Annotated in this window: 13 protein-coding genes and 5 pseudogenes; all 18 read left to right on the top strand. The window is 34.1% G+C overall.

The window, feature by feature from the left end; translation table 11 throughout:
- Positions 1-155 precede the first annotated feature (155 nt).
- The 18 genes and pseudogenes from aspS to ACQ9BO_RS03775 all read left to right on the top strand — a co-directional run bounded on the left by aspS (position 156) and on the right by ACQ9BO_RS03775 (position 20,582).
- Positions 156-1,909: pseudogene (gene aspS / locus ACQ9BO_RS03860) on the top strand (aspartate--tRNA ligase).
- 309 nt (positions 1,910-2,218) lie between these two features.
- Complete coding sequence (locus tag ACQ9BO_RS03855) at positions 2,219-2,413, top strand: cold-shock protein (RefSeq protein WP_278019845.1); 195 nt, start codon at positions 2,219-2,221, stop codon at positions 2,411-2,413.
- Between the two features lie 238 nt (positions 2,414-2,651).
- Positions 2,652-3,017, top strand: coding sequence for an NADH-quinone oxidoreductase subunit A (locus tag ACQ9BO_RS03850; RefSeq protein WP_026727107.1), 366 nt, complete (start codon positions 2,652-2,654; stop codon positions 3,015-3,017).
- Positions 3,018-3,173: 156 nt separating this feature from the next.
- Positions 3,174-3,722 carry an NADH-quinone oxidoreductase subunit B gene (locus ACQ9BO_RS03845; protein WP_026727108.1) on the top strand — a complete coding sequence of 183 codons (549 nt, stop codon included), beginning with the start codon at positions 3,174-3,176 and terminating at the stop codon, positions 3,720-3,722.
- 1 nt (position 3,723) lies between these two features.
- On the top strand, positions 3,724-4,245 hold the full coding sequence (locus ACQ9BO_RS03840) for an NADH-quinone oxidoreductase subunit C (RefSeq protein WP_431243699.1): 522 nt from the start codon (positions 3,724-3,726) through the stop codon (positions 4,243-4,245).
- A gap of 18 nt (positions 4,246-4,263) precedes the next feature.
- Positions 4,264-5,502, top strand: coding sequence for an NADH-quinone oxidoreductase subunit D (locus ACQ9BO_RS03835; protein WP_431243698.1), 1,239 nt, complete (start codon positions 4,264-4,266; stop codon positions 5,500-5,502).
- Between the two features lie 198 nt (positions 5,503-5,700).
- Positions 5,701-6,231 carry a complex I 24 kDa subunit family protein gene (locus ACQ9BO_RS03830; protein WP_132990489.1) on the top strand — a complete coding sequence of 177 codons (531 nt, stop codon included), beginning with the start codon at positions 5,701-5,703 and terminating at the stop codon, positions 6,229-6,231.
- A gap of 1 nt (position 6,232) precedes the next feature.
- Positions 6,233-7,605 (top strand): annotated as a pseudogene (nuoF, locus tag ACQ9BO_RS03825) (NADH-quinone oxidoreductase subunit NuoF).
- A gap of 171 nt (positions 7,606-7,776) precedes the next feature.
- On the top strand, positions 7,777-8,805 hold the full coding sequence (locus ACQ9BO_RS03820; RefSeq protein ID WP_431243697.1) for a 2Fe-2S iron-sulfur cluster-binding protein: 1,029 nt from the start codon (positions 7,777-7,779) through the stop codon (positions 8,803-8,805).
- A gap of 6 nt (positions 8,806-8,811) precedes the next feature.
- Positions 8,812-9,888, top strand: coding sequence for an NADH-quinone oxidoreductase subunit NuoH (nuoH, locus tag ACQ9BO_RS03815; protein WP_431243696.1), 1,077 nt, complete (start codon positions 8,812-8,814; stop codon positions 9,886-9,888).
- A gap of 62 nt (positions 9,889-9,950) precedes the next feature.
- Positions 9,951-10,495 (top strand): annotated as a pseudogene (locus ACQ9BO_RS03810) (NuoI/complex I 23 kDa subunit family protein).
- Positions 10,495-11,034, top strand: a complete 540-nt coding sequence (locus ACQ9BO_RS03805) for an NADH-quinone oxidoreductase subunit J family protein (RefSeq protein WP_035108238.1) — start codon at positions 10,495-10,497, stop codon at positions 11,032-11,034. Before ACQ9BO_RS03810 ends, ACQ9BO_RS03805 begins: the two are co-directional and overlap by 1 nt.
- Positions 11,034-11,355 (top strand): annotated as a pseudogene (nuoK, locus tag ACQ9BO_RS03800) (NADH-quinone oxidoreductase subunit NuoK). The gene ACQ9BO_RS03805 and the pseudogene nuoK overlap by 1 nt, the downstream one beginning before the upstream one ends.
- A gap of 6 nt (positions 11,356-11,361) precedes the next feature.
- A complete protein-coding gene (gene nuoL, locus ACQ9BO_RS03795; protein WP_431243695.1) occupies positions 11,362-13,245 on the top strand; it encodes an NADH-quinone oxidoreductase subunit L in 1,884 nt (627 codons plus the stop codon).
- Between the two features lie 10 nt (positions 13,246-13,255).
- Positions 13,256-14,695 carry a complex I subunit 4 family protein gene (locus ACQ9BO_RS03790; RefSeq protein WP_431243694.1) on the top strand — a complete coding sequence of 480 codons (1,440 nt, stop codon included), beginning with the start codon at positions 13,256-13,258 and terminating at the stop codon, positions 14,693-14,695.
- Positions 14,696-14,833: 138 nt separating this feature from the next.
- Complete coding sequence (locus ACQ9BO_RS03785; protein WP_431243693.1) at positions 14,834-16,225, top strand: NADH-quinone oxidoreductase subunit N; 1,392 nt, start codon at positions 14,834-14,836, stop codon at positions 16,223-16,225.
- Between the two features lie 162 nt (positions 16,226-16,387).
- Positions 16,388-17,159 (top strand): annotated as a pseudogene (locus tag ACQ9BO_RS03780) (Bax inhibitor-1/YccA family protein).
- 576 nt (positions 17,160-17,735) lie between these two features.
- Positions 17,736-20,582, top strand: coding sequence for a T9SS type A sorting domain-containing protein (locus tag ACQ9BO_RS03775; RefSeq protein WP_431243692.1), 2,847 nt, complete (start codon positions 17,736-17,738; stop codon positions 20,580-20,582).
- Positions 20,583-20,587: the final 5 nt, after the last annotated feature.

Genomic DNA, 20,587 nt, shown 5'->3' with positions numbered 1-20,587 from the left:
TATTAAAATTTGTTTTTAGTGAATCAAATCTAAATAAATAACCGCTTCTAAATTTCAGAATTAACAAAATATTTCAAATTTCTAAGCATCAAGTTTATCACTTTACTATATTATCTTGAATTTTGTATTTACTTTTGCAGTCTAAAATTGAGATCATGTATAGAAGTCATAATTGCGACGAATTAAACGCTTCAAATATTAATACCGAAGTTACGCTTGCGGGCTGGGTTCAAAAATCACGCGATAAAGGATTTATGAATTGGGTTGATTTACGCGACCGTTACGGAATTACACAACTTATTTTCGACGAAAGTCGTACCGATAAAACTGTTTTTGAATTAGCAAAAACTCTGGGAAGAGAATTTGTAATTCAGGTAAAAGGAACTGTTATTGAGCGTGAAGCCAAAAACAAAAACATTCCTACTGGTGAAATTGAAATTTTAGTTTCTGAATTGACGATTTTAAATACTGCTTTAACTCCTCCATTTACAATTGAAGATGAAACTGACGGTGGAGAAGATATCAGAATGAAATATCGTTATTTAGATATTCGTAGAAATCCGGTAAAAAACAGTTTGTTATTCCGTCATAAAGTAGCGATGGAAGTTCTGTAAATATCTTTCTGATTTAGATTTCTGCGAAGTTGAAACGCCTTACTTAATCAAATCAACTCCAGAAGGAGCAAGAGATTTCGTCGTACCAAGCCGCATGAACGAAGGACAGTTTTATGCTTTGCCACAATCTCCTCAAACTTTCAAACAACTTTTGATGGTGGGTGGAATGGATAAATATTTCCAGATCGTGAAATGTTTCCGTGACGAAGATTTACGTGCAGACCGTCAGCCAGAGTTTACTCAGATTGACTGCGAAATGGCATTTGTGGAGCAAGAAGACATTTTAAATATTTTCGAGGGCTTGACAAGACATTTATTAAAAGAAATTAAAGGCATTGAAGTAGAGAAATTCCCAAGAATTACTTACGACTATGCCATGAAAACATACGGAAACGACAAACCAGACATTCGTTTTGGGATGAAGTTTGGAGAATTAAACGAATTTGCGCAACACAAAGAATTCCCTGTATTTAATGCGACTGAATTAGTTGTGGGAATTGCAGTTCCGGGAGCAGGAAATTATACTCGTAAAGAAATCGACGGATTAATTGACTGGGTAAAACGTCCACAAGTTGGAGCGTCTGGAATGGTTTACGTAAAATGCAACGAAGACGGAACTTACAAATCATCTGTAGATAAATTTTACGACAATGATGATTTGGCAAATTGGGCAAAAGCAACAGAAGCAAATCCTGGAGATATGATTTTTGTACTTTCAGGACCTGCAAACAAAACAAGAGCACAACTTTCTGCTTTACGTATGGAATTGGCAACTCGTTTAGGATTACGTAATCCTGAAGAATTTGCGCCATTATGGGTTGTTGATTTCCCATTGTTGGAACTTGATGAAGAAAGTGGCCGTTATCATGCAATGCACCACCCATTTACTTCTCCAAAACCAGAAGATATGGCTTTATTGGAAACAGAACCAGGAAAAGTTCGTGCAAATGCATACGACATGGTTTTAAATGGAAACGAAATTGGAGGTGGATCAATTCGTATTCATGATAAAGCTACGCGAGCAATTAATGTTCAAATATTTAGGTTTTAATGAAGAAGAAGCAAAAGCACAATTCGGATTCTTAATGGATGCTTTCCAATTTGGAGCACCACCACACGGAGGTTTAGCTTTCGGATTGGATAGATTAGTTGCTATTTTAGGAGGACAAGAAACCATTAGAGATTTTATTGCCTTCCCTAAAAACAATTCAGGACGTGATGTAATGATCGACGCTCCGGCCGCAATTGATGATGCGCAATTGAAAGAACTTCGAATAAAAGTTGATATTGCATAATTTTTGCAAAATATTCAAAAATATAAACGCCGATTGAAAAAATTCAATCGGCGTTTTTTTATCTTTTTAAAGTAAAAAATTAAATGCAAATTTTACATTTATCAATTATAAAATTCCTACAATATGCTTTTTCAAATATTCTTACAATTAATGATTCTCAAATTATCCCATTTTATTAGCATTTTGATGTAATAAACCACGTAAAAACACTGTAAATCAATAATTTTTACAAAAAATTAACACGTACATGTCTTTTGTATTAGTTAATATGTTACATTTGCTTTATTATAAATTATTATTACAATTACAATGCGTACAGGTACAGTAAAATTTTTCAATGAATCTAAAGGTTATGGGTTCATTACAGACGAAGAAACAGGAAAGGACATCTTCGTTCACGCTTCAGGAATTAACGCGGAAGAATTACGCGAAGGTGACCGTGTAAGCTACGAAGAAGAAGAAGGAAGAAAAGGGAAAGTTGTCGCTAAAGTAGCAGTAATCTAAGAAAAATATAGCAATTTATTTTTTTGCCTCTGAATGGTTTTAAAAACGTCCCGAAGAATCGGGACGTTTTTTTTCTTATTTCTTAAAAAAATATTAAAAAAACATCCTCTTATTTATAATCAATAAAAATTAGGCATAAACGCATATTCTGAACATACTTATATCCTCCTTTAGTTTGTGATTTACATAGTTGAAAGTTATCTTTGTGGCTTATTCTTTAAGTAAAAACCCTAAGTTTATGCAATCTGATCAATACAGTTACATTCCAATTTTAATGCAGTTAGTTCTGGCTGTTGGTTTTGTAGTAGGAACAATAATTATTTCTGGAAAATTAGGCCCAAAAAGAACCTCTGAAGTTAAAGACAAAAACTTCGAGTGTGGTATCGAATCTGTTGGAAATGCACGTATTCCTTTTTCGGTAAAATATTTCCTAGTTGCGATTTTATTTGTATTGTTTGACGTAGAGGTAATTTTCCTTTACCCTTGGGCAGTAAACTTTAAAGATCTTGGCATTGAAGGAATGCTAAAAATGATTGTTTTTATGGCTTTGCTTTTGGTTGGTTTCTTTTACATCATCAAAAAGAAAGCTTTAGAGTGGGAATAAAGAATATTAGATTTCAGATTTTAGATTTTAGATTAAATTGATTTAGAATTTTAGATTTGAAAATAATATCTCAAAATACAATATTGAATTTTAAAATATTGATTTCGGTTTCAAGATCAAAAATCTAAAATCTGAAATCTACAATCTAAAATAAAAATGAGCGATTCAAAAGTAAATATGGTTGCACCGCCAGAAGGAGTTACTGGTGAAGGTTTCTTCGCTACAAAACTTAATGATGTTGTTGGTTTAGCAAGAGCTAACTCATTATGGCCGCTTCCTTTCGCGACTTCATGCTGTGGTATCGAATTCATGGCAACAATGGCATCACATTACGATTTGGCACGATTTGGTTCAGAGCGTGTGAGTTTCTCTCCTCGTCAAGCTGATATGCTTTTAGTAATGGGAACTATTTCAAAAAAAATGGCCCCGATTTTAAGACAAGTTTACGAACAAATGTCTGAGCCTCGCTGGGTAATTGCTGTTGGAGCTTGTGCTTCTTCAGGAGGGGTTTTCGATACTTATTCTGTTCTTCAAGGAATTGACAAAGTAATTCCAGTTGACGTATATGTTCCAGGATGTCCTCCAAGACCAGAACAAATTGTTGACGGTGTAATGAGATTACAGGAATTGGTAAAAAGCGAATCTGTTAGACGCAGAAGCTCTCCAGAATACCAAGAATTATTAGCTTCATATAATATCTCATAAAATGGCTTTAGAAAATACCCTGATCCAAGATAAACTTGTAGAAACATTCAATAATGATGTTTTTAACTTTCATCAAGAAAGAGATATTTTTACTTTAGAAGCTTCGGCTGACAAAATCACAGCATTAATATTATTTTTAAAAAATGATGCTGACTTACAATTTCACTTTTTAACAGATTTATGCGGGATTCATTACCCAGATAATGAGCTAGAGCGTCAGTTTGCCGTTGTATATCACCTGCATAACTGGATTGAAAATAAACGCATCAGCATCAAAGTTTATTTAAATGGTGAAAAACCCGAAATAAAATCTGTTTCAAATATTTTCTTGAGTTCAAATTGGATGGAAAGAGAAACTTACGATTTCTTCGGAATCAATTTTATTGGTCATCCGCAATTGAAACGTATTTTGAATATGGACGAAATGGTGTCTTTCCCAATGAGAAAAGAATTCCCAATGGAAGACAGCGGAAGAACTGACAAAGACGACAGATTCTTCGGAAGAACAGTATCAAATTGCTAAATAATTCAACATTATAAAATGTCAGAACTATTATTACCACCAGAGCATCGTTATGCTAAAATAATTAAGGAGCGACACAATGAAGACGGAAGCGAGCTTTCTGTACTAAATTTAGGTCCTACACACCCAGCTACTCACGGTATCTTTCAAAACATCTTATTAATGGATGGAGAAAGAATTCTTGAAGCTGAACCAACCGTTGGTTACATCCACAGAGCATTTGAGAAAATCGCTGAAAATCGTCCTTTTTACCAAATTACTCCTCTTACAGATCGTATGAACTATTGCTCCTCTCCTATTAATAATATGGGATGGTGGATGACTTTAGAAAAACTTTTAGGTATTGAAGTTCCAAAAAGAGCACAATATTTAAGAGTTATTGTAATGGAGCTTGCTCGTATTACTGATCACTTGATTTGTAACTCGATTCTTGGTGTAGATACTGGTGCATATACTGGTTTCTTATACGTTTTTCAATTTAGAGAAAAAGTATACGAGATTTACGAAGAAATTTGCGGAGCTCGTTTGACTACAAATATGGGAAGAATTGGTGGATTTGAAAGAGATTGGTCTCCAGAAGCTTTCAAAAAAATAGAAACTTTCCTTGAAGAATTTCCAATTGCTTGGAAAGAATTCGAAAACTTATTCGAAAGAAACAGAATTTTCCTTGATAGAACTGTAAACGTAGGTGCTATTTCAGCAGAAAAAGCAATGGCTTACGGATTTACAGGTCCAAACTTGCGTGCGACAGGAGTTGATTATGATGTTCGTGTTGCTCAACCTTATTCATCTTACGAAGATTTCGATTTTATTGTTCCTGTTGGAAAATCAGGAGATACTTATGATCGTTTCTGTGTTCGTAATGCTGAAGTTTGGGAAAGCTTAAGCATTATTCGTCAGGCTTTGGATAAAATGCCTGCAGGAAACGAATACCATGCCGAAGTTCCAGATTATTACCTTCCTCCAAAAGAAGATGTATATAATAATATGGAATCATTAATCTATCACTTTAAAATTGTAATGGGAGAAGTTCCTGTTCCAGTTGCCGAAATTTACCATGCTGTTGAAGGCGGAAATGGAGAGTTAGGTTTTTATTTAGTTACTGACGGAAGCAGAACTCCATATAGATTACATTTCAGAAGACCTTGCTTTATTTATTACCAAGCATATCCTGAAATGATTAAAGGAGCGTTACTTTCTGATGCAATTGTTATTTTATCAAGTTTAAACGTAATTGCTGGAGAATTAGACGCCTAAGAAATTGTAGATTTTAGATTTTAGATTTTAGATTGCTGATTGAGAATGCAAATTTTAGAATTTAGATTTAAAATTATAATGTAGGAATTGAAAAATTCAGATTGAAGAATCTAAAACTTAAACAATGATTGAAGAATCATAGATTGTAGAAAAGATTAAAAAAATCTAAAATCTAAAATCTAAAATCTAAAATTAAAAATGGAACGTAAACATTACAAACAAGAAATAAACATGACTGAAGCATTGATGACACGCATCAATGAATTAATCAGTCATTATCCAGAAGGCAAACAAAAATCGGCTTTATTGCCTGTTTTGCATGAAGTTCAGGATGCACACAACAACTGGCTTAGTATTGAACTTCAAGACAAAGTTGCTGAGATTCTTCAGATAAAACCTATTGAGGTTTATGAAGTGGTTACTTTTTATACCATGTTCAACCAAAAGCCAATTGGAAAGTACATGTTTGAATTTTGCCAAACTTCTTGTTGTTGTTTAAGCGGTGCCGAAAATTTAATGGATTATACTTCTGAAAAATTAGGTATTAAAATGGGCGAAACAACCCCAGACGGAATGTTTACCATTGCTGGTGTAGAATGTTTAGGCGCTTGCGGATACGCTCCGATGATGCAGTTGGGAGATTTCTACAAAGAGAAATTGACAGAAGAGAAAATCGATCAGTTAATTGCTGATTGTAGAGATGATAAAATAATATTACACGATAAATAAGATGTCACAAAAAATATTATTAGATAAAATCAACATTCCTGGAATTAAAACCTACGAAGTATATCGTCAAAATGGTGGTTACGCTTCTGTAGAAAAAGCTTTAAAAACACTTACTCCAGATGAAGTTACTGAAGAAGTAAAAAAATCAGGTCTTCGTGGTCGTGGTGGCGCGGGTTTCCCTGCCGGAATGAAATGGAGCTTTATTGATAAAAAATCAGGAAAACCAAGACACTTAGTTTGTAACGCGGACGAATCTGAACCGGGAACTTTTAAAGATCGTTATTTGATGGAATTTGTTCCTCACTTATTGATCGAGGGAATGATCACTTCTAGTTACGCTTTAGGTGCAAACCTTTCATATATCTACATTCGTGGAGAATATATGTGGGTTTTCAAAATTTTAGAAAGAGCAATCGCCGAAGCAAAAGCCGCAGGTTGGTTAGGAAAAAATATATTAGGAACAGGTTATGATCTTGAACTTCACGTTCACTGTGGAGCTGGAGCTTATATCTGTGGAGAAGAAACAGCATTAATCGAATCATTGGAAGGTAAAAGAGGAAATCCTCGTATTAAACCACCTTTCCCAGCGGTTTCTGGTCTTTGGGCAAACCCAACTGTAGTAAACAATGTTGAAACAATTGCTACTGTGCCTTGGATTGTAAACAATTCTGGAGATGATTATGCAAAAATTGGTATCGGTCGTTCAACTGGAACTAAGTTAATTTCTGCTTCAGGAAATATCAAAAATCCTGGTGTTTATGAAATTGAATTAGGCTTAAGTGTAGATGAATTCATGAATTCTGATGAATATTTAGGAGGAATGTCTTCAAGCCGACCTTTAAAAGCATTTGTTCCTGGAGGTTCTTCAGTGCCAATTTTGCCAGCTGAATTGATTTTCAAAACAGCAAATGGAGAAGATCGTTTAATGACTTACGAATCTTTAAGTGATGGTGGTTTTGCTACTGGATCGATGTTAGGTTCTGGAGGATTTATTGTTTATGATGACACTGCTTGTATCGTTAGAAACACTTGGAACTTTGCTCGTTTTTACCACCACGAATCTTGCGGACAATGTACACCTTGCCGTGAAGGAACAGGATGGTTAGAAAAAATCTTATGGAGAATTGAAAACGGTCAAGGCCGTGAAGAAGATATCGAATTATTGTGGAGCATTCAAAGCAAAATTGAAGGAAACACAATTTGTCCTCTAGGAGATGCTTGCATCTTGGCCAGTTCTTTGCGGCAATTCGTCACTTTAGAGACGAATTCGAATATCATGTTCGTTTCCCTGAAAAAATCAAAAATAGAGATCACTTTGTTGCTGAACCTTTTTCACAAGTGAAGCATTTAGTAGGCGGTAAAGTAATCGTATAAAAATAAAAAGCAGAAAGTTATAAAGTTCATAATGTTAAAAAGGACAGCAATTCTTTTCAATATTCCGACTTTCAACAAAAAAGTTTAAAATAGTTTAAAGTTTCAAGTTTTTTTAGTTTCAAGTGAAAACGTGAAACCTGAAACCTGAAACTAAAAAAACAAAATAAAGAGATGAAAGTAACCATAGACGGTCAAAGTATAGACGTAGAACCAGGAACAACGATCCTGCAGGCCGCACGTATGATTGGTGGAGATTTGGTGCCTCCAGCCATGTGCTATTACTCAAAATTAAAAGGGAGTGGCGGAAAATGCCGTTGTCGCTTAGTTGAAGTTTCTAAAGGTAGTGAAGCTGACCCTAGACCAATGCCAAAATTAATGGCATCTTGTGTAACAGGATGTATGGACGGAATGGAAGTAAACAGTAAATCTTCTGCCAGAGTTATGGAAGCCCGTAAATCTGTGACAGAATTTTTATTGATCAACCACCCATTAGACTGCCCAATTTGTGATCAAGCTGGAGAATGTGATCTTCAAAATTTAAGTTTTGAGCACGGAAATCCAAAATCACGTTTTATCGAAGAAAAAAGAACATTTGAACCAGAAGACATTGGTCCAAATATTCAACTACATATGAACCGTTGTATTTTATGCCAAAGATGTGTACAAGTTGCAGATCAATTGACAGACAACAGAGTTCACGGAGTATTAGATCGTGGTGACCACGCTAATATTTCTACCGGAATTTCTAAAGCAATCGACAATGAGTTTTCTGGAAACATGATTGACGTTTGCCCGGTTGGAGCTTTAACAGACAAAACTTTCCGTTTTAAATCAAGAGTTTGGTTCAACAAACCTTATAACGCACACAGAGAATGTACAACTCCAGGGTGTTGCGGAAAAACGACAGTATGGATGTTTGGTGGAGAAATCCAACGTGTAACTGGTCGTAAAGATGAATATCACGAAGTTGAAGAATTCATTTGCAACAGTTGTCGTTTTGAACACAAAAACGTAAATGACTGGGTTATTGAAGGTCCAAGAGAATTTGAAAAAGATTCTGTTATCAACCAAAACAACTACACTCAGAAATTAGAAAAAGTTGAAATCGATACTGAAAAGAATATCCTTTTAGGTAGAGATATCGACCGTAAAAAAATTAGTATGGCGACAATTCCATTAACTGATAAAGATCAAAAATAGTAAGAAATGGAAAGTGCATTTATTATAGAAAAAAGTGTTGTTATTGTTGTCGTTTTTGCGGTAACAATGATTATGGCAATGTATTCTACTTGGGCAGAACGTAAAGTTGTCGCTTTCTTGCAAGACCGCGTTGGTCCAAACCGTGCCGGATGGGGAGGTTTATTGCAACCACTTGCGGATGGTATGAAATTATTCTCTAAAGAAGAATTTTTCCCAAACACGCCAAATAGATTTTTATTCGTTGTAGGTCCTGCAATCGCTATGAGTACAGCCTTAATGACAAGTGCTGTAATTCCATGGGGAGATCGTTTACATCTTTTTGGAAGAGATATTGTTCTTCAAGCAACTGACGTAAACATCGCTTTATTATACATTTTCGGAGTTCTTTCTGTTGGAGTTTACGGCATCATGATTGGTGGATGGGCTTCTAACAATAAATTCTCATTAATGGGAGCAGTTCGTCTTGCCTCTCAAATGGTCTCTTATGAAGTTGCAATGGGATTGTCAATGATCGCCTTATTGATGATGACTGGAACAATGAGTCTAAAAGAGATCTCATTACAGCAACAAGGAATGAACTGGAATGTTTTTTATCAGCCATTATCATTCTTGATCTTCCTAATCTGTTCTTTTGCTGAAACCAACAGAACACCTTTCGATTTAGCAGAATGCGAAAGTGAGTTAATTGGAGGTTACCATACTGAATATTCATCAATGAAAATGGGATTCTATTTATTTGCTGAATATGCAAGTATGTTTATTTCAGCAACTGTTATTTCTGTTTTATTCTTTGGTGGATACAACTATCCTGGAATGCAATGGATGGTAGAAAATGTTGGCGTAAATACAGCTAACTTGTTAGGAATTGCAGTTTTATTTGTAAAAATATGTTTCTTCATATTCTTTTACATGTGGGTACGTTGGACGATTCCAAGATTTAGATATGACCAATTAATGAACCTAGGTTGGAGAATTTTAATTCCGCTTTCGATTGTTAATATCATGATTACGGGCGCTGTTATTTTAAGACACGATATCGCAGACAACTTTAGGATTCTAATAACCGTTATCAGCTTCAAATAAAAAACAAAATAGATTTGAATTTTGACTTATCAGATTTTGAATCATAAATTATAATAGTAAAAATGTCAATAGAAACTATATCATTATCGGGTAGAAAAAAGTGGTGTCAAACAAGGACATGACTTTTTTGGAACGATTGTATCTTGTGGCAATTGTAAAAGGTTTATTGATTACCATTAAACACTTTTTCAGAAAAAAGGCTACAATTCATTACCCAGAGCAAGAACGTGAAAGAAGTGCTGTTTACCGTGGTCAGCATATGCTAAAACGTGACGAACAAGGTCGTGAAAACTGTACTGCTTGTGGATTATGCGCTTTATCATGTCCAGCAGAAGCGATCACGATGAAAGCCGCTGAACGTAAAGCAGATGAAAAACACTTATACAGAGAAGAAAAATACGCTGAAATTTATGAAATCAACATGCTTCGTTGTATCTTCTGTGGTTTGTGCGAAGAAGCTTGCCCGAAAGATGCAATTTACTTGACAGAATCTAAAGTTTTAGTTCCTGCAAGCTATGATAGAGAAGATTTCATTTTTGGAAAAGACAAACTTGTTATGCCTTTAGAAATGGCTTTGAAAAATTCACAACTTAATAACGCTAACTAATGATACACATTCCAGATCTTGCAAACGCAACTCCTGTAGGAGTGATATTTTGTATATTAGCGTTCATTACCGTAATTACTGCTTTCTTGACTATTTTTAGCAGAAACCCAATTCACTCGGCTATTTATTTAGTGATTTGTTTCTTCTCGATCGGTGGTCATTATTTATTATTAAACTCTCAATTCTTAGCAATTGTTCATATAATCGTTTATGCTGGAGCAATTATGATTTTGTTCCTGTTTACGATCATGTTAATGAACTTAAACGAACAAAAAGATGTACACCGACCAAGAATTACACGCTTAGGCGCGATTGTTTCATTCTGTTTGATTGTTATTGTTTTAATCGCAATCTTCATCAACTCTAAACCAATTGTAGGTGATTATGATTCAACAGGAGAAGATTTCCAATCGATTAAAGTATTAGGTAAAATATTATTGAACGAATATATGGTACCATTTGAATTTGCTTCAGTTTTACTTTTAGTTGCAATGATTGGAACTGTATTATTGTCTAAAAAAGAAAAATTAAATAAGTAATGGGTAATATATTAAATCAAATAGGTATTGAAAATTACATCTTTTTAAGTGTTGTACTTTTTTGTATTGGTGTTTTTGGTGTGTTATACAGACGAAATTCTATCATTGTTTTTATGTCTATCGAGATCATGCTGAATGCGGTTAACCTTTTATTTGTGGCTTTTTCGACTTATCATCAAGATGCACAAGGACAAGTTTTCGTATTCTTTTCGATGGCCGTTGCTCGCTGCCGAAGTTGCAGTTGGATTAGCGATTCTGGTTGCTATTTTCAGAAACATTGGCTCAATTAGTATCGATAACTTAAAAAATTTAAAAGGATAAAAAGAAATGGATATTAATTTAGCTTTACTTTTAGTATTAACTCCTTTTTTAGGATTTTTAATCAATGTTTTCTTCGGAAAGAGCCTAGGAAAAACAGTTTCTGGAGCGATCGGAACTGTGGCTGTGGCAATTTCTTTCATCGTTACTCTCGTACTTTTTAATCAAATTACTTCAACTGGAAAAGCAATTGAAGTTACTTTATTTGATTGGATTCAAATTAGCAACTTAAAAATCAATCTTGGATTTTTATTAGATCAATTATCTGTTCTTTGGTTACTTTTCGTAACTGGAATCGGATCTTTGATTCACTTATACTCTATCAGTTACATGCATGATGATGAAAATATGCACAAGTTTTTTGCATATTTAAATCTATTCGTATTTTTTATGATTACGCTTGTAATTGGAAGCAACTTATTAGTTCTTTTCATCGGATGGGAAGGTGTTGGACTTTGCTCTTACCTATTAATTGGATTCTGGCATAAAAACCAAGATTACAATGATGCGGCGAAAAAAGCTTTCATCATGAACAGAATTGGAGATTTAGGTCTTTTGATTGGAATGTTCATCATCGGATCAATGTTCTCAACTTTAGATTACGCAACTCTAAAAACGGCAATTGCTGGAGCTTCAAACTTAAATTTATCATTACTTTCTTTAGTCGCTTTATGTTTGTTTATTGGAGCTTGTGGTAAATCTGCTCAAATTCCGTTATACACTTGGTTACCTGATGCGATGGCTGGTCCAACTCCAGTTTCTGCATTAATCCACGCGGCGACAATGGTTACTGCTGGTATTTTCATGGTAACGCGATTAAACTTTGTTTTTGATCTTGCAACAGATGTTCAAACTGTAATCGCTGTTATTGGAGCTATTACTTCATTAGTGGCGACTACAATTGGACTTGTTCAAAACGATATCAAAAAAGTATTGGCTTATTCTACAGTTTCACAATTAGGATTAATGTTTTTGGCATTAGGATTTGGAGCTTATGAAGTAGCTGTTTTCCACGTAATAACACATGCTTTCTTTAAAGCTTGTTTATTCTTAGGCTCTGGATCTGTGATTCATGGATTACACGGTGAACAAGATATGCGTAACATGGGTGGATTGCGTAAAGCAATGCCAATTACGTTTTGGACTATGTTAATTTCTTCATTAGCAATTTCTGGAGTTCCATTTTTCTCAGGATTCTTTTCTAAAGATGAAATCTTATTGACAGCTTTCCACCACAGTATTCCGTTATACGTTGTTGGATCTGTAGCTTCAATCATGACAGCTTTCTATATGTTTAGATTAATGTTCTTGACTTTCTTCAAAGAATTTAGAGGAACTGAAGAACAAAAACATCATTTACACGAAAGTGGCGCATTAATTACAATTCCATTAATCATCTTAGCTATTTTAGCAACTTTTGGTGGATTAATCAGTTTACCTGGAAACAGTTGGTTAAATGAATACCTTGCTCCTCTTTTCACAAAAGTGGCAGGCGAAGAACACCATTTAGGCACAACTGAATATACTTTAATGGGTGTTGCCGTTTTAGGTGGATTACTAGGAATTTTAATTGCTTATATAAAATACTTTAAACAAGACAATGTACCAGAAAGCGACGAAAATATTACTGGTGTAGCAAAAGTTCTATACAATAAATACTATGTTGATGAACTTTATGATGCTGTATTTGTACGTCCTGTAAACGGTTTATCAAAAATCTTTAGAGATTATGTTGAAACTGGTTTATCAGCACTTGTTTTTGGATTAGGCAAAGTAGCGAATGAATTATCATTTCAAGGAAAAAAATTACAAACCGGAAGTATCGGATTATATCTTTTTGCTTTCGTGTTGGGTCTTTGTGCCATTGTATCTTATATATTTTTAGCTCAATAATATTATAACTATGAACGTTTCTACTATATTAATTATACTTTTAATTGGTGCATTTGCCACTTATTTTTCTGGTGACAAACTAGCTTCAAAAGTTGCATTACTTTTTAGTTTAGCGACTTTAGGATGTTCAATTGTATTATTGAATAATTTTTCTGCAGGTGAAAATATCAGCGTAATCAACAGCTGGATTGTTCAGCCTAAAATTTCATTTGCTTTAAATGCTGATGGATTAGCGCTTGCAATGCTTTTATTGACAACAGCTTTAACTCCTATTATTATATTTTCTTCTTTTGGAAATGAATATAAAAACTCAAAAGCTTTTTACGCATTAATTCTGTTTATGGCTTTTGCAATGACAGGAACTTTCCTTTCTGCAGATGGTCTTTTATATTATATTTTCTGGGAATTGGCACTTATTCCTATTTACTTTATTGCTCTTATCTGGGGTAATGGAGATGCAGATGAAAGAAGAAAGGCAGTGGTTAAATTCTTTATTTATACACTTGCAGGTTCATTATTCATGTTAACAGCTTTTATCTATTTATATACAAAAGCACAAAGTTTCTTAATTGAAGATTTATACAAATTGAATCTTTCTGCTGATGAGCAATTGTGGATTTTCTTGGCATTCTTCCTAGCTTATGCAATCAAAATTCCAATTATTCCATTCCATACATGGCAAGCAAATGTGTACCAAAAAGCACCAACTGTTGGAACAATGCTTTTATCTGGTATCATGCTTAAAATGGGATTATACAGTGTAATTCGTTGGCAATTACCAATTGCACCATTGGTCATGAAAGAATACATGGATATTTTCATTGTGTTAGGAATTGCTGGAGTTATCTATGGATCAATTGTAGCTTTGAGACAAAAAGATTTAAAGAAATTATTAGCTTATTCATCTTTAGCTCACGTTGGATTAATTGTCGCGGGAACTTATACATTAACAGTTGATGGTTTGCGTGGAGCTGTTTTACAAATGATCGCTCACGGTTTTGTTGTAGTTGGATTGTTTTATGTCGCCGAAATTATTTACAGAAGATTCGAAACTAGAGAAATTGCTTCATTAGGTGGTATCCGTACGCAGTCTCCAAAATTTACTTCAATGTTCTTAATTTTGGTTCTTGCTTCGGTTGCTTTACCAACTACATTTAACTTCGTTGGAGAGTTTACAGTATTATACAGTTTATCTCAAATCAATATTTGGTTCGCTGTTTTGGGCGGAACAACTATTATTTTAGGAGCTTATTATATGCTTAAAATGTTTCAGAATGTGATGTTGGGAGAAACAAATTCAAAAGTTTTTGCTGATGTTACACTTAACGAAGGTATTTCAATGGTAGCTATTATTGCTGTTTTGATTTTCTTTGGATTTTATCCAAAACCTATAACAGATTTGATTACACCAAGTTTAGAAACGATTTTAAACGTTATCAATAAAAACTAAGATTTTAGAATGCCGATTAACGAATTTTGATTTCAGATTTATTCGAAACTAAAAAAGTTAAAAAGCTTAAAAAGTAAAAATATATTTTAAATAAAATAAATTAGGGCGTTTTAGATTTCCTAAATCAAAAAAACAAAAATGAATACATTAATAGCTATAACAGGATTGGGTATTTTTTGCCTATTGTTTGAAATTCTAAATTTTAGAAAAGGCATTGTTCCGTTTACCATTTTAGGTTTATTGGGAGTTTTAGCACTTAACTATTATGAATTTGGATCAACAGCAAGTTATTATAACAATATGATTGTGGTAAGCAAGTTCTCTACTGCATTTTCATCGTTGTTCATTATTTTGACCATTTTCCTTGTAGCATTGAGCCACAATTTCTACGAAAATCATCAAACAAAAATCTCTGATTATATTGCTATAAAAGTATTTTTATTAGCTGGAGCTGTTGCTATGGTTTCTTTTGGAAACTTAGCAATGTTTTTCCTAGGAATCGAAATCTTGTCAATTGCATTATATATTCTTGCGGCGAGTGATCGTTTGAACATAAAAAGTAATGAAGCGGGTATGAAATATTTCTTGATGGGATCTTTCGCATCAGGAATCATTTTATTCGGCATTTGTTTGATTTACGGAGCTATGGGAACTTTTGATGTAACTGAAATTTATGAAAGCTCTCTATCTGCCGAATTGCCAATCTGGTTTCCAATCGGGATGGTTTTAATGACAATCGGAATGTTTTTCAAAATCGCCGCTGTTCCATTCCATTTCTGGGCTCCAGATGTTTATGAAGGTTCTCCAGCGTTGACAACTGCTTTAATGAGTACTTTGGCTAAAGTAGTGGCTATGGCAACACTCTATAAATTAGTTGCTGGATTAAACCTGATTCCATCTTTAGAAAATCAAGATATGTTAGGAACATTTGAACATATTATTGTAATCATTTCAATTGCATCGATGACAGTTGGAAATATAATGGCATTGCGCCAGGTAAATGTAAAACGTATGTTGGCATTTTCTGGAATCTCACATGCAGGTTTCATGTTGATGACATTTTTAACTATTGCAACATCTGCAGGAGTTTTATTATACTATGCAGTTGCTTATGCATTAGCCGGAATTGCCGCATTTAGCGTTATTTTATATGTTTGCAAAAATCAAGACAACGAGGATGTTACAAACTTCCACGGTTTAGGAAAAACAAATCCGTTATTGGTCGCAATCTTGACTGGCTCATTGTTGTCTATGGCCGGAATTCCAATTTTTTCTGGATTTTTTGCTAAATTATTCTTGTTCAACCAAACCATCCAATCGGGGTATATTGCATTAGTTATTGTTGCTGTTATTAACTCTATTATCAGTGTTGGTTATTATTTCAAATTAATATTAGCAATGTATTCAAAAGAACCAAATGAAGAGCGCACAGGAAAACCATTCCTTATTTATGCTGTTGCAGTTGTTTCAATTACTTTGAACATTGTTTTAGGTTTATTCCCTTCTTTAGTTTTAGATTTATTGAACTAATTTTTTTCAAAAAAGATATTATAATGTCCATCAAGAATTGCTTTTGATGGACTTTTTTTTGCCTTATTTTTTCAAGAAAAATTCATGTTAAAAATTTCTATTCAAACTAATAGACTTAAAAAAAACTTCCTATATTTGAGTTCATCTAAATGTATTTAAACTATGGCTTTCAATTCAAAAAATCCATTTTTAAACAGCAAACGTTTTTCATCAAATGCTGTTTCAAGAGCTGAAGAAGTACACGAAGCACAAATTATTGATTACAATCAAGAAATGACTGTTTCTGGTACAATTAACAAAACAGCTATTTTATTTTTAATTCTTACTGGTGCTTGCCATGGTAACTTGGTGGATGGCTTTTAATGGAATGAACATAATGTTGCCAGCAATGGGTGGCGCAATTGTTGGATTGATATTAGTATTAATTTCAGCTTTCAAACCAGAATATTCTCCCTATTTAGCACCCGGTTATGCATTGTTTGAAGGTTTGTTCATTGGAGGAATATCTGCAATTTTTGAAGCCATGTATCCTGGAATCGTTATCAATGCTGTTAGTGCAACTTTAGTGACTTTTTTAGTTTGCTTAGGCTTGTATAAATTTGGAATTGTAAAAGTTAACGAAACATTTAAATCGGTTGTAGTTGCGGCTACATTAGCAATCGCAACTTACTATTTAATTTCTTGGATCGCTTCATTAATTTTCAATTTCACTCCTGTTCATTACGGAAATTCAATGATAAGTATTGGAATCAGTGTTTTTGTTATTGTAATCGCGACTTTAAACTTATTCTTAGATTTCGATCAAATTGAGCAAGGAGCGCAACAGAGAATGCCTAAATTTATGGAATGGTACGGAGCTATGGGATTAGTTATCACATTAGTTTGGTTGTATATTGAATTCTTAAGACTTCTATCTAAATTATCGAAAAAATAATTTTTTTCAACCTTATATTTTAAGCCTTTTTGAGATTTTCAAAAAGGCTTTTTTTATTTTTTATTTTTTATTTTGATAGAATGATCTTCTCAAAAAAGATTCTCTGAAGTATATTTTTCTTCTTAAAACTTCGCTGAAAACAAATCTAATCTTTCAGTTTTTCCTCTTCAAAAAAATTAAAATAGACATTAAAAAATCATTTTTTAAGCAAATTTCCCAATAGCAAACTTAAAAAAGTAATCTATTTCTTATTTAAAGTATATTGGTTCAAATTTTTAAAAAATCTTCCGAAAAATCAAAATCAGCTCCTATCATCTTTTCAACTAATTGCAAAAAACGTAGTAAAAATAAGACCTCCCATGCGAAATGCATATTATGTAATAAATTACAATTAATGCAATTTATTACATAATCCGTACTTTATTATTTATTTTTTTAAGCTATTCGTTTTTAATTAATCAAATAATTATGAATTTCAAAAATTTATATATTTTTGTGTAATCGATTACAATTAAAATTGTAAAAGAAAATCAAAACCACAAATAATATTTATTAACTATCTTAACCAAAACAATTATGAAAAAAAACCTACTTTTCGTTTTCGTTTTTCTTTTTTGCGTCCAAACTTGGGCCCAACAACTTACAATTACTGAAGCATCAGGCTGGCTTGAAACTGCTTTTGTCAAATGGCAACCTGTCAGTAATGCGCAAACCTACAATGTCTATTATTCTGGCAACGGAATTACCGACAGAAAAATTGATGATCAGCTCATCAGAAGCTACGGAAGTTATTTTCGAGCTGATATTCCTGGACTAAAAGCTGGATCGTACACCGTAAAAGTAAAACCTGTCATTTCTGGAGTGGAAGGAACTGGATCTACAACTAGTTCATTGACAGTTTCTGCTCACGACCGAAACGGATTTGCTTTTGAAAGTGGCAGAGTTCCGGGTGGCTATAAAGCCGATGGAACGCCTAAAGATAATGCCGTAATTTTATACATTACGCAAAACACCAAAAACACTATTTCAATGAACATTACTGGAGCAAGTGCAAATCCTTGCGTTGGTCTGCAAAATATTTTATATGCAATCAAGAAAGGAAAAGACACTCGACCTTTCATCATCCGATTAATTGGAAACATCACAGACATGACAGTTATGGAAGGTGGCGATGTTGTAATCGAAAATGCAAATAATGCATCAAGCTACGTAACAATTGAAGGAATTGGAAATGATGCTGTCGCAAATGGCTGGGGTGTTCGCTTAAAGTCAGCTTCAAATATCGAAGTAAGCAATCTTGGTTTTATGAACTGCAACAGTACAGCTGGTGACAACGTTGGAATGCAACAAGATAACGACCATATTTGGGTTCACAACTGCGACTTATTTTATGGAAATGCAGGAAGCGATGCCGATCAAATCAAAGGAGATGGGGCTTTGGACAATAAATCTTCAACTTATATCACTTTGTCTTACAACCACTTTTGGGACAACGGAAAAGCAAGTCTTTTAGGCTTAAGCGAAGGAACAACAACTGGTTTATACATCACGTATCATCACAACTGGTTCGACCATTCTGATTCCCGTCATCCTCGTGTTCGTTATTATTCGGCTCACATTTACAACAATTACTATGATGGAAATGCGAAATATGGAGCTGGATCTACAATGGGATCTTCACTTTTTGTAGAAGGAAATTATTTCAGAAATGCTAAACATCCAATGTTGACTTCTCTACAAGGAACAGATATCTGGGACGAAGCCAACCAAGTAAATAATGCTGGAACTATGGGAACATTCTCTGGAGAAGCCGGCGGATTTATAAAAGCATATAATAATACTTTTGATGCTTCAAACGGAACAAATAATATGCGTTTTGTAGCTTATAATGATCCGAATCCGTTATATAATATTTCAGGAAAAATAAGTTCAGCAACAGATTTTGATGCTTACGTAGCAACAACGAGAGGAGAAACTGTAAGCAGTACAATTAAATCAAAATCAGGAGCAAATTCATATAACAACTTTGATACGGATGCATCATTATACGTGAAAAATTTAGTAATTGATCAGCCAGCAACTGCGAAAACCAAAGTAACACAATACGCTGGGCGTGTTTCTGGAGGAGATTTAAAATGGACATTTGACAACAGTGTTGATGATACTTCATCACTTGTAATTACAGCTCTTAAATCGGCATTGACAAACTATGCGGGAACTTTAGTAGCTGTTCAAGGCGAAGGAAATCCTCCTGCAAGCTCGCAAACACTTACTTCAACAGGAAATGAAAACCAAACAGTAACAAGCGGAACAGCAATCGCATCAATTGTATTCACATGGGGTGGAGATGCCACAGATGCCAATGTGACAGGTTTACCAGCGTCTGGACTTAGTTTTGTGAAAAACGCAACCGCAAAAACAATTACAATTACTGGAACACCAACAGCAACTGTATCTTATTCAATTGCAACTACAGGAACTGGAACTCCAGCAACAGGTTCTGGAACAATTACTGTTACAGCCGCAGGCGCTCAAACTTTGACTTCTACAACAAACAACAATCAAACTGTTGCTAGCGGAACAGCGATATCTTCAATTGTTTTCACTTGGGGAGGAACTGCTACAGATGCAACCGTAACAGGCTTGCCAGCATCCGGAATTAGTTTTACAAAAAATACAACCGCAAAAACAATTACTATTACAGGAACTCCAACGGCAACATTATCATACTCAATTGCAACTACAGGAACAGGAACGCCAGCAACAGGTTCTGGAACAATTACAGTAACTACTGGAACACCAAGCGGAGATGAAATTCATAATTTCACAGTTTCAGGAAAAACAAGTTCTTTCTATTCAATTACTGGAAATATGAATTCTACAGATGGTTCAGTAACCTACAATGGACTTACTTTAACTAAACGCTTAAAAATTGAAACTAGCACTTCTATAACATACACAACAGCAAGTGCTTCAACTTTAACTTTAGTATTCGATTCAAATTTTACAGGAACAATCAAAGTTGATAATGTTTCTTATACTGCATCAGCAGGCATAGTAACAGCATCAATTGCCGCAGGTTCTCACACTATTACAAAAGGTTCTGTTGCTAATTTATTTTATATTAGCACAGTGTATAATTCAGGAAGTACTTTAAGAATGTCGAAAACTGCTGAAGTTATTGCAGAGCCTGAAACGTCGAAAGTGGTTTTATATCCAAACCCAGTTACAGATATTTTGTATTTTTCAAAATCAACTCAAACTATAGAACAAGTTCAAGTTTACAATATGTCTGGAACATTAGTAAGCAGTGCAGGGAAAAATGCTGAGAGCATCGATTTAAGTCAATTGATTTCGGGAACTTATTTGGTAAAAGTTTATACTAATGACGGTTCATTCAACCAAACAATTCTAAAAAAATAAACCAC

The sequence above is a fragment of the Flavobacterium sp. P21 genome (assembly GCF_050632225.1).
Classification (GTDB): Bacteria; Bacteroidota; Bacteroidia; order Flavobacteriales; family Flavobacteriaceae; genus Flavobacterium.
Note: the sequence above shows the minus strand (reverse complement) of the source record. Positions and strands in the feature narration are given on the sequence as shown.